Origin of the sequence: Tellurirhabdus bombi, assembly GCF_021484805.1 — a bacterium.
In the GTDB taxonomy this organism is placed as follows: domain Bacteria; phylum Bacteroidota; class Bacteroidia; order Cytophagales; family Spirosomataceae; genus Tellurirhabdus; species Tellurirhabdus bombi.
Window position 1 is genome coordinate 743,803 of the sequence record NZ_CP090557.1, and the last position, 16,283, is coordinate 760,085.

The 16,283-nt window shown below is 44.6% G+C and carries 11 protein-coding genes and 1 CRISPR repeat array; of the genes, 2 read left to right on the forward strand and 9 right to left on the reverse strand.

Features of this window, described 5'->3' with window-relative positions; all coding sequences use genetic code 11:
- Positions 1 to 147: 147 nt before the first annotated feature.
- Entirely contained in the window at positions 148 to 1,083 is a 936-nt protein-coding gene (locus L0Y31_RS03335) for a hypothetical protein (RefSeq protein ID WP_234735717.1), read from the reverse strand.
- Positions 1,084 to 1,348: 265 nt separating this feature from the next.
- On the opposite strand from L0Y31_RS03335, the gene L0Y31_RS03340 reads away from it, so the two are divergent.
- A complete protein-coding gene (locus tag L0Y31_RS03340) occupies positions 1,349 to 2,167 on the forward strand; it encodes an Fpg/Nei family DNA glycosylase (protein ID WP_234735718.1) in 819 nt (272 codons plus the stop codon).
- Between the two features lie 137 nt (positions 2,168 to 2,304).
- Positions 2,305 to 5,572: a CRISPR direct-repeat array (repeat unit 30 nt; unit sequence ATTTCAATTCCACACAGGTACGATTAGAAG).
- A 216-nt stretch (positions 5,573 to 5,788) separates the two neighbouring features.
- On the opposite strand, the gene cas2 is transcribed toward L0Y31_RS03340, so the two are convergent.
- The 8 genes from cas2 to cas6 form a co-directional block, all read right to left on the reverse strand.
- Entirely contained in the window at positions 5,789 to 6,052 is a 264-nt protein-coding gene (cas2, locus tag L0Y31_RS03345) for a CRISPR-associated endonuclease Cas2 (protein ID WP_234735719.1), read from the reverse strand.
- A 109-nt stretch (positions 6,053 to 6,161) separates the two neighbouring features.
- On the reverse strand, positions 6,162 to 7,193 hold the full coding sequence (gene cas1b, locus L0Y31_RS03350) for a type I-B CRISPR-associated endonuclease Cas1b (RefSeq protein WP_234735720.1): 1,032 nt from the start codon (positions 7,191 to 7,193) through the stop codon (positions 6,162 to 6,164).
- Positions 7,190 to 7,702: a CRISPR-associated protein Cas4 gene (gene cas4 / locus L0Y31_RS03355; protein ID WP_234735721.1), complete on the reverse strand. Its 513-nt coding sequence runs from the start codon at positions 7,700 to 7,702 to the stop codon at positions 7,190 to 7,192. Before cas4 ends, cas1b begins: the two co-directional genes overlap by 4 nt.
- 38 nt (positions 7,703 to 7,740) lie before the next feature.
- On the reverse strand, positions 7,741 to 10,524 hold the full coding sequence (gene cas3, locus L0Y31_RS03360; protein ID WP_234735722.1) for a CRISPR-associated helicase Cas3': 2,784 nt from the start codon (positions 10,522 to 10,524) through the stop codon (positions 7,741 to 7,743).
- A gap of 3 nt (positions 10,525 to 10,527) precedes the next feature.
- Positions 10,528 to 11,325, reverse strand: a complete 798-nt coding sequence (gene cas5b, locus L0Y31_RS03365) for a type I-B CRISPR-associated protein Cas5b (protein ID WP_234735723.1) — start codon at positions 11,323 to 11,325, stop codon at positions 10,528 to 10,530.
- Positions 11,326 to 11,332: 7 nt separating this feature from the next.
- Positions 11,333 to 12,280, reverse strand: a complete 948-nt coding sequence (locus L0Y31_RS03370) for a type I CRISPR-associated protein Cas7 (protein WP_234735724.1) — start codon at positions 12,278 to 12,280, stop codon at positions 11,333 to 11,335.
- Between the two features lie 35 nt (positions 12,281 to 12,315).
- Positions 12,316 to 14,175 carry a hypothetical protein gene (locus L0Y31_RS03375; protein WP_234735725.1) on the reverse strand — a complete coding sequence of 620 codons (1,860 nt, stop codon included), beginning with the start codon at positions 14,173 to 14,175 and terminating at the stop codon, positions 12,316 to 12,318.
- Positions 14,176 to 14,295: 120 nt separating this feature from the next.
- On the reverse strand, positions 14,296 to 15,114 hold the full coding sequence (gene cas6, locus L0Y31_RS03380) for a CRISPR-associated endoribonuclease Cas6 (protein WP_234735726.1): 819 nt from the start codon (positions 15,112 to 15,114) through the stop codon (positions 14,296 to 14,298).
- A 157-nt stretch (positions 15,115 to 15,271) separates the two neighbouring features.
- On the opposite strand from cas6, the gene L0Y31_RS03385 reads away from it, so the two are divergent.
- Positions 15,272 to 16,282 carry a helix-turn-helix transcriptional regulator gene (locus L0Y31_RS03385; RefSeq protein ID WP_234735727.1) on the forward strand — a complete coding sequence of 337 codons (1,011 nt, stop codon included), beginning with the start codon at positions 15,272 to 15,274 and terminating at the stop codon, positions 16,280 to 16,282.
- The last annotated feature ends 1 nt before the right edge of the window (position 16,283 follow it).

The window sequence follows — 16,283 nt, forward strand, 5'->3', positions numbered from 1 at the left end:
ATTATATTTTAGATTGAATCTAAAGTAGAAGCTACTTCACCACGTAGATAATTCTGATTTTTCCGACTTTACCTCATCTTCACGATAAAACAAAGAAAGCGCTACAACATTGGTTGCAGCGCTTTCTTCAGGAAGCGAAAAGCTTACTTATTTGATGGCAAAGGAACCTTCTCCAATGCGGAAGCCTTCGGCATAAAGTTCTACCGTGTATTTACCCGGTTTATACGACATACCGCGTGTGTACGTAAAGTCCACATTCTGGTTGTTGTTCGTATAAGGAATGGTTTGTTTGGCGGTATACATCATGTCCTGGCCGTTGAAGTTAAACTGTCCAGAACCGGTACTTTCATCCGAAATCACTGCCCCTGTTGGATCAAGCACCCGCAAAAAGACATCTTTCTCTTCTTGTCTAGTTAACGGATTATCGAGAAGCGTATATTTCACCTGGATTTTATCGACCCGGCGCGCTTTCACTTCATCGGCAGATGCATCACGTGCTTTCCCTTTCGAGTTCAGGGCAAAGATCCGGACGTTTTGTGCCCGAAGTGCCGAAGCGCGGGTTACTTTATCGCTAAGATCCGTGTTGACAGCGGTGATTTTACCTACTGAATCGGCCAGCGTCTGGCGCTCCGTTTTCAGGGTGGTATTTTCGTCGTTCAGTGTTTGGTTGTTTGTAACCAACAACTCATTTTCGGTACGTAGCTGCGCGATCAAGGTATCTTTCTCGGCCAGGAAGGCTACGTATTCTTTGATTTTGCGCTCATACTTGGAAATCGAAATCCGCTGGCCACGGCGTAAGGCATCTTTATCACGTTGTAACTGTACTTTCACTTTTTCCAGTTCGGTTACATCGCCGCCTAATTTCTGCACTTCCGCAATTTTAGCATCCAATGCCGTTGAAATCGAATCCAGCTTAACCCGCGTAGTTGTCAACTCTTCAACGCGTGTCGCGATCGTAGATTCCTGGTTTTTAGTGACATCCTTTTGTTCAAACAAGAGATAGCTTGATACACCGGCCAAAATTGTCATAATAATTAAGGCTGCAATCAGTGCGCCATTCGCTTTGGGCTGTTTGTTCTCCATAATTTACATTACATTTTTGTTAAACAATTAGACAGATAATTGTGTAAAAATTCTCTTCCAAATAATCGTTTTTTAGTAACAAATATTGTCTAAACAGCGAATAGCCAGTCACTTTGTGGATACGACTTTAGCAATAACGTTAACATTCCTCCATTTGTTATATATGATAACGGAATTTTATTAGTTATTGGTTCCTCTTGATTATCAGCCTTTAACCCAAAGGTGCTTCAATTGGTTATAGACTGAGTCCTTTGTCATTTTTTTTATGCCTGAACTTCCCGAGGTTGAAATTTACCGCCAGTACCTGGAAACATCGTCTTTACACCAGCCCATTGATGATTTGGATGTTGAAGATCCTAAATTATTGACAACTAATTTTGCGGATCTTCGTGCGGCGTTGGTCGGACGTTCGTTCACCGGTACGCGCCGGGTTGGCAAAAATTTATTTGTTATGACCGACTCCCCGGATGTGACACTTCACATGCATTTTGGGATGACCGGCGACCTGGCCTATTATCATTCTTCCCTCGATCGACCCAAGTACGCGCGTATTGTTTTCTACTTCCGCACGGGTTTCAATCTTGGGTTTATTTGCCCGCGTAAGTTTGAACGAATCGGACTTGTTGAGGACATAGATACGTATTTACAGCGTAAAAAGATTGGTTTGGATGGTTTAAGCATTTCACTTTCCGAGCTAACGGCCCAAATCAAGCCTAAAAAAGCATTCATCAAACCCGTCCTTATGGATCAGAGCACGGTCGCCGGACTAGGTAACTGGATTGTGGATGAAGTTTTATTTCAGGCCCTTATTCATCCGGAACAACGGGCCAATACGCTAACTGATGACCAATTTTCGGCGTTGCACAGGGCCATCCGCTATGTTCTGGAAACGGCGATTCGCCACGAAGCGCAGTACCGTGATTTTCCGGCTGGTTTTCTAATTCACGTCCGCGAGTGGGACAATTCGCCGTATGACGATGTCAATGCGCATAAATTCTGTCCTCGTTGCGCCACGCGCATTGAGAAAACCGAAGTTGGTGGCCGAACCACCTATTTCTGCCCAAAAGACCAGAAGGTAGGTTGATGGTTGAGAGGGTATATATATAGTAGGCTATAAACTGCTCTAGAACTTTCTTAGGCACTAATAACAACCCACGCTTATACAATTCTACGCAGTTACGAAAGACATTGCTTTTTTAGGGGTTTGGGATCCCGTCAGTGGTTTCAATTCTACACAGGTACGATTAGAAGTGTGGAAAAGCTGTTAATGGAAAGGCTAGCCCCAAAATTTCAATTCCACACAGGTACGATTAGAAGTAAGATTCCGCGTTGGACGCTTTCAGGGAGCCGTTATTTCAATTCCACACAGGTACGATTAGAAGCCATTACCAGCAAAACTACGGAAATCCCTACATGATTTCAATTCCACACAGGTACGATTAGAAGGCGCATCAACAGCAACGCTGAAAGAAATCCTCTTAGATTTCAATTCCACACAGGTACGATTAGAAGCACCCATCGCGAATAACGTCTTCTTTGTTGACCGTATATTTCAATTCCACACAGGTACGATTAGAAGCCAAAGAAGGCAAAAACGGATTCGAGAAAGACAAAAAATTTCAATTCCACACAGGTACGATTAGAAGGTCTGGATCAATACAGGCCATATAATTACAATGCGCATTTCAATTCCACACAGGTACGATTAGAAGTCATCATTGAGGACTTTCCCGAAGCGCCTTGCATATTTCAATTCCACACAGGTACGATTAGAAGTACACCCAGGATGGCATGGAGTCTACCGAGGTGCTTTATTTCAATTCCACACAGGTACGATTAGAAGGTTTTCCCGCCGAATCAAACAGCCGCCCAATGTCCACATTTCAATTCCACACAGGTACGATTAGAAGTGGCGGCGCAAGGGCCAGGCTTTGAAAGAGCTGCTTGATTTCAATTCCACACAGGTACGATTAGAAGTAAAGCTGCAAACCCTTTCAAGCGATGTCTACGAAAATTTCAATTCCACACAGGTACGATTAGAAGCCGTCCGTTCGTGCGGGAGCCGGAAGTACTAAGCCATTTCAATTCCACACAGGTACGATTAGAAGTATGTGGAACAGTGGCCAGAAGTGGGGTTCTAATCATTTCAATTCCACACAGGTACGATTAGAAGCCTTTCCCTTGAAAGCTTGTAGTATTTGGGCAACTGTATTTCAATTCCACACAGGTACGATTAGAAGCGTGCAACCTTCAGGTAAGAACTTTAACGCTAAAGAGATTTCAATTCCACACAGGTACGATTAGAAGTGCATATAAATGTCCGTCTATTGTTTCAAATTCGATATTTCAATTCCACACAGGTACGATTAGAAGAAGAAAAGAACGCGTTGATCGTTGAGCGGGCAAGGCTATTTCAATTCCACACAGGTACGATTAGAAGTCCCTCCTGAACGCGGAGTGTTAACGCTGTGGCCGTATTTCAATTCCACACAGGTACGATTAGAAGCTTGCCGATCTGCACCGCCAAGTCAGTAAGCTCCTTATTTCAATTCCACACAGGTACGATTAGAAGCATGCCCTGCTCCGGCAAGCGCCAAAGCTCCGTGATCATTTCAATTCCACACAGGTACGATTAGAAGGTCTACCTCCAAGCCGTCTACCGGCTCGTGATAAAATTTCAATTCCACACAGGTACGATTAGAAGAAGTTTAGAGGCTACCAAGGCTCTAAAAACAAACATATTTCAATTCCACACAGGTACGATTAGAAGATGCCCAAAGTGGCGTTAAAATCCCCAGTTAAGCCAATTTCAATTCCACACAGGTACGATTAGAAGCCCGCCCATCAATTGCGGCGTGGGACCCCAAAAGGAATTTCAATTCCACACAGGTACGATTAGAAGGCCATCTCCAAAAACTTTAAAGCAACAATCAACTAAATTTCAATTCCACACAGGTACGATTAGAAGATAAACCCACGGCGAGTTATTCGACTGGGCATCAACATTTCAATTCCACACAGGTACGATTAGAAGGTGGTCAAGCGGCGCTCGGACAACGCGACCCTAACGCATTTCAATTCCACACAGGTACGATTAGAAGTTCACTAGGCTTAGTCCAAGTCAAAGAAGGACAAATTGTATTTCAATTCCACACAGGTACGATTAGAAGCGATGCTGCTGGCCGGTGTGCTGTTTGGGCTGCTGAATTTCAATTCCACACAGGTACGATTAGAAGCGGTTTACAACAAGGCCGGTAATACACCGCTGGACGATTTCAATTCCACACAGGTACGATTAGAAGTTATTCAGAACAACACTGTAGGGATATATTAAAAGATTTCAATTCCACACAGGTACGATTAGAAGTTTTCCAGGAAGGGGTCGAAAAGCTAACCGACTTCGATTTCAATTCCACACAGGTACGATTAGAAGTGGCAATGCCACCAACTTCTCCAAAGAGGAAATATTATTTCAATTCCACACAGGTACGATTAGAAGTCGGGGTCAGGTACGGCAAGATGATGGATGTTATCAATTTCAATTCCACACAGGTACGATTAGAAGTCATGGCTTCCTATATCAGGTTGATGCTTACAATAATTTCAATTCCACACAGGTACGATTAGAAGTGAAACAGGCTTGGGCAGAAGCGAAAGAATTAATCATATTTCAATTCCACACAGGTACGATTAGAAGCAAATACCCTTCCGAGCGCGGGCGATTGTTCACGGTATTTCAATTCCACACAGGTACGATTAGAAGCTGGCCCCGTTTTCGGGACAGGGTGCATTCGTTTCATTTCAATTCCACACAGGTACGATTAGAAGTGACGCCGGGCTTTGGCGGGGGTACAATTCCGACTTCATTTCAATTCCACACAGGTACGATTAGAAGCCAATGCCGAACGACTTCTTTCTGTTTTTCATTACCGATTTCAATTCCACACAGGTACGATTAGAAGGATATAAGAGGCGTAGAAAAGCAGGGGGTTATTCAATTTCAATTCCACACAGGTACGATTAGAAGACCCGCGGCTGGCGGTAATTGTCAATCAGGCGTTTTTATTTCAATTCCACACAGGTACGATTAGAAGAAGAAGTGGTGCTGTTGCCTAATCAAAGCGTAAAAATATTTCAATTCCACACAGGTACGATTAGAAGCGCGACGGGGAGTGTTAGAATGAACTACACAAATCCATTTCAATTCCACACAGGTACGATTAGAAGCAAGGAATACGATCTTTGTAAATCGGCTCGTTTATATTTCAATTCCACACAGGTACGATTAGAAGCGTAGTAGCGATCATCCACCCAAGAGGGGTAAACGATTTCAATTCCACACAGGTACGATTAGAAGTGTGATTGGAGCCATCCTGTTGTTTTTGGCTCTTAAATTTCAATTCCACACAGGTACGATTAGAAGCGAAAGACGGCAAGTTCAACGTGGATGGACTGCTAAATTTCAATTCCACACAGGTACGATTAGAAGCCGTGAATTTAGCACAAAAAAATAGGCTTTGCGAAGCCTCAACACAGTTCTTACCCCAATAATTTGAAGGTATTTATCGTCGACCGGCAATGATACAAAAAACCCCACCGATCGACGACAGCCTGAAAACCAACCCGTTAAACCCTACAGATCCGAACCATACTTTATATACACAGCTGGTCAAAGAACAAATTTTATCGATCGACGATAATCCGCTTATAAAAAATTATCCGTCGACTGTCGCTCCTGCCCGACAATCTGCTTTTCCAGCCACCGCTGATCACGATTTTTAAAAAGAATCAGGCTGTCTTCCTCTTCGTTCATGATACGTTTGGCTTCATGCAGTAGTTCCTTTAACTGCACCTCCGTCATCTCTCCCTCAAAAACCGAGTTCTGAATCCAGTTCAGATACCGCCGACAGAGCTTGAGCATCTTTCCAACCCGCTTCTGCCCCATGTCATACACCAAAATTACGTACATAATTCAATGAGTGAATGGTGAAAGAGCAAAAGAGAACCGCTGAATGTTTTTTTGATGTTACGTCCATCTAATCACTCATTCACTCTTTCGTTCTTTCACTCTTTAAAACCTACCACCAAGCCTTGAAAGGCCGGTATTCTTCTACGCCCAGCAAATGCTTCTGCAACTTGTAGCATTCGAGCTTGATCAGGTGCCGGTAGCTGACGCTGCGGCCCAGCACCCGGTGCTTGATGGTTTCTTTCAATTGTTCGTCGAAACCCTGCACAAACCGCTTGCGGGCGGCCTCTTTCATGACGCAGCTACCAATTTCGACCCGAAAGTCCGATGGCTGCAACTGCCGTTTGTTGATCATCCGAAAAATCAGCCGGTCGACCAGGATGGGCTTGAACACTTCGGCAATGTCCAGCGCTAGCGAGTACCGACGCGCCCCCGGCTCATGCAGAAAACTGATGGTCGGATTCAACTGTGTATGGTAAATCGTGCTTAAACAGGCTGTGTAACACAGCATATTACCAAAAGATATCAGCGCATTCAGCTCATTACGGGGAGGACGTTTGCTCCGTCCATCGAGGCAAAACGTAGCGCCCACAATGGCGTCGAACGTATCGTAATAGGTTTGCCGGATATTGCCTTCAATACCCATCAGCATCGGTACATCAGTAGCTGTTGGAACACTCGCCAACAACCGCTCCACAGTCAAAATAGCGTCCAACAGCGTAGAATCCACGCAATCAGGGGTCGAACGAGTCCGGTTTTCGTAGTATTTCAGAACCCGCAGAATGTTGTTGGCCGCCCCTTCTACAAATCGCCGGGCGATCTCAATCCGCTTTTTTGGGGCCAGGTAATGCTTTGTCTGATCAACCTGCATTTTACCCGCCAACAGGTATTCTCGTGGCATAAATGACCCGGTATAATGTTCGTAATAGTTGAAAAAATGGACAGCAATCCCCTCCTGCCCCAGAAAATTATACAGCGCCGAGTTAGCGTCCAGACTTCCAAACACGTATAAGTCGCCCACCTGTTCGATGGGCAGGTAACGCGGTGTACCTTCCTTACCGTCTTCATCGACCGGCGTAAATTTGAGCGTATTGTCTTTCCGGCTCATACGACCGGCATTGAAAAGGTATTTGGGCTGTTTCATGGCTCTTCGGTAGCGTAACAAAAATCAAAGTAGCTGCACGACCGGCATTTACTTTTGGCGATGCGATCCGGACACTGTTCAGAGGTCACTATACGTTCGATATCCTGCACCCATGTTTCGACCATCGGAACGTCTTCCTCCTCAAGCCGTACCGTTTGCGTCTGGCGAAGCTTTGGGTATTCGATCAGCCCCGTGGCTCCCTCCACTCCGTTCCGCCGAAGCAGATACAGATAAAACTGCACCTGCGCGACGTGCGAATGCTCCAGCTTATCCGACTTCTTAATCTCGTGCACGACTTTATCATACGGATCATAGAAATCGATCTTAGAACCGTCGAGAATGATTTCACGGTATCGCTCAGCGCGTTGCGGATAAGCTTGTTCGTGCAACTGCTTCCCCTCGGCGACTAGTTCTGAATTGTGCTCCATCCGTATATGATTAGCATGGAGCCACATTTCTCGTTTACAGATATGATACATGCCAATAAGTGAGCCAGTAACGGTGTGCATAATTTTATCAGCTGTTTCTCGCGCCAGTAGCGAGGTTTTTAAAGAAAGGAATTTTCTGACGCATCAAAGGCATCTTCCATCAAACCAGACTCAACTTGGTAAACTTTATCGTAATGAAGCAGATAAAAGTAACCGTAAGTCGTATCTGCATTAAGGCAAAAACTTCTCATTTTTTCAATGGTCTTAGCGTGCGACATCAGCGAGAATGAGAATTTTGTCAAGATACTTTGAAGCGTTTTGAAGTTGATCATGTCGTCCAAGTCAAAACCTTTCTTCTTTTTTCGATTGTCGATAGTGTTCCGAATAAAACGCTCGTAAAGCTCCCAAACGGACTTACCACTAATAATTTCGTCCCCCTTATTGTACACACCATAATAACTTAGGAAAGCTCGATCATCTTCGGTAAATATAGCCTCTCGCTTATAGTCTTCAGCCGATTCGATCCAAATGGGCATATCGATAGGCACAAAAATCGATTCATTTTGCTGATCAATAATTCTGAACCGTTTCTCTATTTCAGAAAAATTCAAGCGGGTTAAGTTATCCAGAATTTCGCCCGAAAAATTATCAGCGTAAGCCCCTTGATTGAATCCATCAATCTTATCAAATACTTCCTGGTACAGCTTATCGAATCGTTTCTTAGATAAAATTTCCTGAGCTACTTCTTTTGATACTTTTCCTTCCTGCACCACTTTGTACCGGTAATCAGAACCGTAGATAACTCTTGAATCATCCAAACGAAATAAATACACTTCGCAAAGTCCCTTGTTAGCATTCCGATTGACCCGACCTGCTAATTGCTCGTCGCTGTCCAGTATTGATATGTTTTTAAACCCTAAATCCATATCAATATCAACTCCGGCTTCGACTACCTGCGTTGTGATGAGTAGGATGTTCTTTTTTCGGTACTGCGTATTCTTTAATTGATTGATTATCTGGCGACGTCGGAATTCGAGAATAGTGCCTGACAAGACAAAGATTTCATCGAACGGATGGTCTACTTTTTCAATAATCTGTTTGAACGCTGAAGCCGATTTTTTGTAGATAAATTCAACGATTGTATGAACCGTACGGTGCTCCTCATTACGTTCGGCAAACTGTTCTGACTTACCGATTACAATATCGGCTAGATCAATCCAGTCCTCTTTACTCTTCGCGTCGAACTGACGATCGTACAGATCAAAATTAAACTGTACCCTTTTAGCGAAATTTGGGTTTTCCAGATATTTCTGAGCATTGGGTAAGAGTTCCTGAAAAGTCGGAATCGGATTCAGTTGAAGACTCAGTTTGTCTAGCTTAGGCAACGTAGCCGACATGAGAATAAATCGAATATTGAAATACTCCGCGTATTGGCTGATAAAGTACAGCATCTTATCCCATATTTTAGGATTATAGGATTGCAGTTCATCGACAATAATTACTGAATTAGCCAACCGATGCAAGAGGTAATTAGCCTCCTTGGCATTCGTTTTCAACACATCGAAGAACCGCACATGAGACAAGAGGGTTACCGGATAAAGCGCAAACAGGTTGTCAATAAAATCCTTTTTATCCCGTCCATATACCCCATCGGTTTTTTGTTCGTCTCGCTCGTTTTTGCTTTGAAATCCCGCTTTTGAATGTAGTTCAGCTAGTTCAAAATTGGTCAGTTGCAGCGTTTTCTGAACTGCCTTGTACGTCTGCGTAATCAGAGTAGTGAATGGAAAAACGTAGAATACCTTCCGAATATCGGGATTCCTTTCCAGCAGTTCGGTCAAAGCAATCATCGACAGGTTCGTTTTACCCCCACCCGTCGGGGCTTCTATGTAATAAAGCCGCTTGTCAGGGAACGTTCGAATGGTTTGAATCAGCTCGATTGCCATTTCCCGACGCAGTAGATTCAGGTTCTTATTTGACCTTTCCTGAAGCGTATCTTCTTGAAACACATAGCCATCAACCTGCTCAAACGTGGCCTTATTATGTTCGTAATAACGCAGATTCTGGACAATCTCTTCAATACGGCTTCGATTTGTCAAAACGCCAAAATCAACCGTTTTGTCATCACTCATGTACTCATGCGTCGCCAGGTAGTCGGATGCTGTTAGTAAAGAGAAATTAAGCTTAAGTAAAGCAAACATCGAAAATGAGTCCTTTGTCGAATGCTCAAAGCCACTCCAGAATACATCGAAATTAGCAAAGACAAATTCAGACAAACCCTGATCGAATGAGAAGTCATAAAGTGCCAAGTAGTGTTGTACTTTGCTGTAAAACTCACCAAACTCAGCTTTATCGATATCCGCTTTAACTTCGTCTAAGTACGGGCTGTGGTGTTTAATAATAGTATACGAGAATTGCCATATAATGACTACAAGGCATTGTAATTCATTATCATTCAATTCGCTATCCTGTTCAATTTGGCTTAGAAAATGACTCACGTACATATAGGCCCCTAACCAGGAATGCCCGTGAGCCGGAGAGAACGGACTTTTCGGATTCGGCTTAAACGCGGGATTCTTCATGCGGGAGGCCTGAAAATCTTCGTTTACTTTCCCAAAATCATGAAATGCGATCGTATTGACGAACAGCTTTTTTACCCAATTATTTAACCTAAGGTTGTCGCCAGTAAGCCCACGGATGAGCCGGTCTATAACCGGCTCCAAACCATGCGCATCACATAACGAATCAAAATAATCGTTGACTAAATCACAATGCTCGAACAGTTTTTCGGGCATTACTGATACTTCTTCCCCTTTATTTGGTAAGTGAGCCCAGTACTGATCATGAGCTTTCAGTAAGGTCGAAATAGATGCTCTGTCTTTACGTAAGATGTGAAAAGAAAGCATAATTTAGAAAAGTTGAACCACTGTTTTAGAGCCTATACTGTCTTCGATTTGGAGCAGATTAGTGATAGTAGATTCCGAAGAAAGTACGTAATCCGTGTAAGCCATGTCGTAAAGATGATACTGAATTAGGCTTTCGTGGAAGTGGACTGGCAACCGCTCGAAATAAGAAAAAGTAGCCTCGTTGAATACTGTTCTGCTTCTGAACGAGATCTTTACCAACACCTGCTCATTTTTTATGGGATTAGACTTGATGAAAACGGTACGAAGACCAAAGTCCTGACCAGGTTTAAACGCGTTAAAATCATACTCCCGAAAAGTCGATTCACCATCGTCATTTAGCCACGATGCCTGAAACTCATTTTTACCCAGATACGGAATGTATTCAGCCTGACCTCTTTTTAGATAATCATACAACTTATTATGGTCTTCTACAGCCAAATCCAACAGCACATAGCACCGATAGGCAGGCTTAACGAGCATCATTTCCTCGATCAATAAGTTGCCATCATCATTCGCGTAGCCAACTGTGTTGGTGTACTTTACCGTTGTTTTCTGGAAATTACCTTTCTCGTGGTTCAGCGGCTCAATGCCAATGGATAAATCCTTGAGCCGCTGATAATACTGCGGAAACTCGCCCTTCTTCGAATATCCCTCCAGGCCAATAATAGCGCCCAGAATACCCAGCAAAGCAGGTTTATGAATCATATTATACGACAGCAGGATACCATCGTTATAATCGGGCTTCTTGAAAAAGCCAAAATCGGCTCGCAAGTCGAACGAAATCAATTTTTGATCCGCCATAGCTCAGTTAGTTTAACTCTAGCACTTCCGCACCTTCGGGGGCATTCACGACGGTTGTTACAGCCGAATCGTAATACAGTTCTATTTTCTCGATTTCGCTCTTGATGTGCTCACGGCCCAGAATAGCACTGACTTTCGCTAAATCAATTTCCCGGCTTTCATTTTCGCCGACGTTTATACTCACCAGTTCGACAAACGAAGGCAGCACTAATTTGGAATCTTGCTTAAGCTGAACCCACAACAGTAACTCATTTTCGGTACCTGCCTTTGCGGACGAGTCATACAACGTAACACCAGCGCGTAGCGCCTGCTTTAGCTTAGCAACATCATCGTCGGTTATTCCAGCGTTATTAACAACTTTCGCCATTTCTTCGAGATTCCGAGGATTCACCGACAGATGATGGACGTAGTGCCCCTCCCTCAGTTTGAATTGAGTCCCCAGAGTTGTTTGCATCGAATCAGCACTTTTGTCGTTGGAGTTACGAAACGGCGACGAAATTTGCTCCGAGTAAATAATTCCTTCCGGGAAGCGATTGACACCATGCGTAAACTGAACTGTCCCGTGCAACGAAAGATTTGCGCCCGAACTGGCAAACGTGCCACCAAACAGCCGAATATCAATGCACTGCAACAGGTTTTCCAGAATTTGCTTACGTACTTTTACGGCAGCATCTTTTCCTTTCTCAGTCGGAAATGCTCCAAAATGCTTTGTATAAGTTTGGTCAAGATCACGCGGCTGCATTTCATCACTCAGGCTCTTGAAGTAAAAAACGTGCTCCTCCCCTAAGTGCTTAACCAGGTAGTTACGGATCGAATATTTCAACGCTTTATCGGTAGCGTAAACGGTTCCGTCAGGAAGTGTACGGGGTTGGTGGGTGAAGTCCGCGTTATAATTTGAATTGATCGATTTGATGATGGCACAGCCAAAAACGCGATTTTTGAATGATTGACTCATGGTTATACTAGAGTATTTGCGTGGTTTGAATTGATTTATTCTTCTGTCTGTGTTGATTCAGTTTCTACCTCTTCTTTCTTCTCCTTATCGCTGAAGAGCGCATTTTGTGAGAAGACGCCCGCCAACGTCGTTGGCATCAGATCGCGAATACTCGTTTTTGTCTCATAAGCCATCACTTCAGCAAACGGCGTACGGAAATTGCTCGAAAACGTTTCGTGTTTATACGTATCGAATAGTCGTGCCAATGCCTTGTTTAGCTCTTTGGCGTGGACCTGTTGTAGAAAAGGCTCCAGCCGTTTGTAGCTTGTATCAGCGGTTTTGCTCTTGGTAAACAGATAATAAATAACCTGTCCGACGGTGAACGCGTATTGCTCATCGGTTTCAATAGAAGCTTCGTTTTTTGTCAGCTTCTGAATAAATTCCCGGTACGCCCGGAGTTTGTTAGCCATCGTGTTACTGGGTTTATTTTTTTGTTCAAAATTTTCGGCAAGGCTGAACCAGGTATTCAGTTTCTGGCGGATTGAAAAGTTCTGCGTGTGATTGCCGTTTTTTATCTCGTCCAGCCGCAAATCGTCTAGAATACTGGTTTGAAGTATATCGTCGAACATTAGCCGTGTAACTGCCTGCCTTTTCGATTTGTAGATAAAATCATAAAAGGCTTTGCGGTATTTCATTACCAACAGATAGGTATTATCGGACTTACAATACTTTGCGTCGATATCATCGAAGAATTTGTATTGAAACCCTCCGGCTTTCGTCTTGACAACTAATGAGTTATTGAAAATAGAAACTAAGATCGAGTACTGAAGATCAAAGACATTCTTAACCAAAGGTTTATAATTAATGGAAAAGTAATCGTAAACCTGCCAGGGCTTACCGGCTTCGTCTTTGAGGTAATAGTCAAATTTGGAAACAAAATCGAAGTCCTTGATCTCTCCCGCCAGATAAAACAATAGATAATAGTTGCCTATATCATTCTTGTATTTATCATAAAGTGTTTCAATGATCTCCTTATAGCCAAGCCGTTCGCCGTCCTCTGCTCCTTTCTTAAAGAGCGCAACCGAATCCTGTTTCAATTCGTCACGATCAACAAAGATGGGCAGGGGTCGAGGCAATATATTCCGACCGATAATATCCTGAAACTCAAACAAAGACCGCGCTTCCGCCGAAGAAATACGTCCGGCAATATCGAACGAAGCTGTCTGGTGCGACAGATAAGCCTTTTTAGTTGGAAAGCCATTGAAGAAATCGCTGGTCCCGTAGACGTTCTCGGCAACCGTAACGTTGTATTGATTTGTATTAAAGAGCTTGTCGGCGAGATATTTTGTATTGGCTCTTTGATAAACCTCCAATGGCTCGTTCAGGTAGAAAACAATGTAGTTCGCGTCTTTTAGCGATTCATACGCTGGAATCTGGCTTAAAATGGCGTCCAGTTTTTCCTCACTGTTCAAGGCATACTTAAAAAGTTCAGCACGTTGCTTTTCCGCTTCGTCATCCAGCAACTCAAAGGCTTTGGCGAAATAGGCGTTCACCCGTTCCGGTAATTTCACCTTCGCATCGGTATACTTTGCTCCGCCTTTCAACGACTCTCGCTTAAAAGCCAGACAAAAGGGTGAACAGGAGTGAATTCCTTTAGCGGGCAAATCGAAGCATTTATTAGTATTGACCATCCAGGCAGCCTGAGCCCAGGCCGCGCAATCCCGAAGAAACGGCGTTAAGCTTTCCATTTTCTTCGAGTACACTTCGGACACAAACCCATCCGGCGGCCAATAGACCTGATCGTCTTCCCGTTTTAGCGTCAGAACGATGTGCAGGCCTTCTTTCGGAACAACCCCGATGTTAGCCATTCCCTGCTCTTTGAGGGAATCTGTGAAGTTTACGAGTTCTTTAAGCATAGTAAAGCTTATGGGATTACCTTCATTAGGGTATTGAATGAATAATTATCTAGGAAGCGGCAAAGGCCAAAAACGAATCGCTAATCGCCATCCTGAAAAAGCTGGACGTCAGGGTCGTTACTAAATAACCCCCACCGACCCAAACCCCTCCGCATTATACCGCCCCAAGCCTGCCAGCACCGCCAATTCCAGCAATTCCTTCGGGCCGCTGAGTTCGAATAAAAAGCCAAACCATCCGCGCACTTTCGTCTCCGCTCTCGAATCTTCTTTGATCGCGACCAGCCTGGATTTAGGCTCCCGGTCGGGCAGGAGCCGGTACGTTACTGCCGACGTCGCAAAGTCATGGGCAGATAAATCACCTACCGAAACCGTTCGGGGGATACTGTTCCACTTCGCCAGCAGGTTGTCGATTAGTAACGGACCGAATTGTACGTCCGCTGGATGCAGGTACTGATCCATGCCGCGCCGTCCGGTTCGGCGTTCCGACTTCTCGGCGATCACCACGGGTGAGAGCGTCCGCAACGTAACGGTGTCCGAGTTTATCTCCAATGGCACGGCCTCAACCCGCTCAATGATAAACTCCGCCCGGTGTTTGGGCGTGGCAATCACGCAACGCTGGTCCTGAAACAGCCCCATAATGAAATGCTGGGCCGCCTTATCGACGTAGAAACTGACCACCCACTCAATATGCGGAGACGTCACCCACAAGCCCCCCGCGCGGACATCGACGCGGGCGTTAGGGATGATCAAGTCCGAAAATGTGAACAGCTTAAACCGGCGCGTACTCGAATATTCATACCCGCGCGAATGCAGGAAATCGGCGTATTTCTGATCAGCGTCGGCCAGCACAGCGTAAATGAACGCGCTGAGTCGGTAGGCGTAATTAAAAGGGACCAGCGTTTGCCGGGCAGTGGGTCTTAATATTAATCGAAACTGCATACTCCTTGATCAATTATCAGTTAAAAAGGTAAGGATCTTCTTAGGATTATTTTTTCAATCATTTATATCCTTTGAGGGAACGGTCAAACGATCTTGAGCCAAAGTTCTCAACTTGCGGGGTAACCTATTCGTACGGAAACCATCTTAGGAAAAATTTATGCCCCTCATCAAAAATCAATTCGAACGGCTGAAGAAAATCAACGAACGTCTCAACCGCTGGAACAGGGGTGTCGTTTCTAAAACCGAACTGCTTCAGCTTTGCGATTGCTCCGAAAGTACGCTCAAAACCGATCTTGAATACCTGCGTGATGTCTACGAAGCACCCATCAAGTATGACCGCCGACAGAAAGGCTGGCGTTATGAGCGCCCGTTCGACATGGCCGCCAGCGTGACCCTTTCCAGCCACGATCTGGCCGCTCTGGAAACAGCCGCCGCCACGCTTTCGCAACTCCAGCACCTGGATATTTTCCGTGATTTACGCGGTACCGTGGATAAAATTGACAAAGCCGTCCGGTTCCGCGCCTCCAAACGGCGAAAATACCAGTCGCATATTTTGTTTGAATCGGTACCGTACGTGAAGGGAAATGAATACATCGAACCGCTTTTGCGCGCTATTCACGAAGAACAGGCTGTTACTTTTCAGTACCAGAAATATGAGTCGGAGGAGATAAAAGACCACGTTGTTTATCCGTATATTCTAAAAGAGCACCGCAACCGCTGGTATTTAATCGGTTGGCAGGGACAGAAAGGTTACCTCGGCCTTAGAACCTATGGTCTGGATCGTATTTTGCCCAACAGTTTACAAGCAGCTAGTCCATTGAGCGCCGTGCCTGAATTTGATGCTGAAACGTATTTTCGGTATTCGCTGGGCGTGGCCGTCTACGAGAAAAATGCGCCGGAAGACGTGGTTCTTTCCTTCACTCCGAAAGCAGGTAAACAGTTCAAAGCCCAGCCGTTTTACCCGTTCAACCCAGAAGATGTGCTGCTCGACTCCGCCGACGAATGCCGCATCCGACTCTATATTATTATTAATCTGGAGTTGGTTTACGAACTGGCGAGGTTGGGCGCAGGTGTAAAAGTGCTTTCGCCCAACTCGCTAGTTGAATTAGTAAAAGGACATCACCAGCAAGCGCTTGATGTCTATCAGGAAGAAAAATTGGAAAAATAAA

Bases quoted from the DNA above. Each gene is read 5' to 3' on its own strand.
- L0Y31_RS03335 (WP_234735717.1), bottom strand. From the start codon at position 1,083: ATGGAGAACAAACAGCCCAAAGCGAATGGCGCACTGATTGCAGCCTTA.
- L0Y31_RS03340 (WP_234735718.1), top strand. From the start codon at position 1,349: ATGCCTGAACTTCCCGAGGTTGAAATTTACCGCCAGTACCTGGAAACA.
- cas2 (WP_234735719.1), bottom strand. From the start codon at position 6,052: ATGTACGTAATTTTGGTGTATGACATGGGGCAGAAGCGGGTTGGAAAG.
- cas1b (WP_234735720.1), bottom strand. From the start codon at position 7,193: ATGAAACAGCCCAAATACCTTTTCAATGCCGGTCGTATGAGCCGGAAA.
- cas4 (WP_234735721.1), bottom strand. From the start codon at position 7,702: ATGCACACCGTTACTGGCTCACTTATTGGCATGTATCATATCTGTAAA.
- cas3 (WP_234735722.1), bottom strand. From the start codon at position 10,524: ATGCTTTCTTTTCACATCTTACGTAAAGACAGAGCATCTATTTCGACC.
- cas5b (WP_234735723.1), bottom strand. From the start codon at position 11,325: ATGGCGGATCAAAAATTGATTTCGTTCGACTTGCGAGCCGATTTTGGC.
- L0Y31_RS03370 (WP_234735724.1), bottom strand. From the start codon at position 12,280: ATGAGTCAATCATTCAAAAATCGCGTTTTTGGCTGTGCCATCATCAAA.
- L0Y31_RS03375 (WP_234735725.1), bottom strand. From the start codon at position 14,175: ATGCTTAAAGAACTCGTAAACTTCACAGATTCCCTCAAAGAGCAGGGA.
- cas6 (WP_234735726.1), bottom strand. From the start codon at position 15,114: ATGCAGTTTCGATTAATATTAAGACCCACTGCCCGGCAAACGCTGGTC.
- L0Y31_RS03385 (WP_234735727.1), top strand. From the start codon at position 15,272: ATGCCCCTCATCAAAAATCAATTCGAACGGCTGAAGAAAATCAACGAA.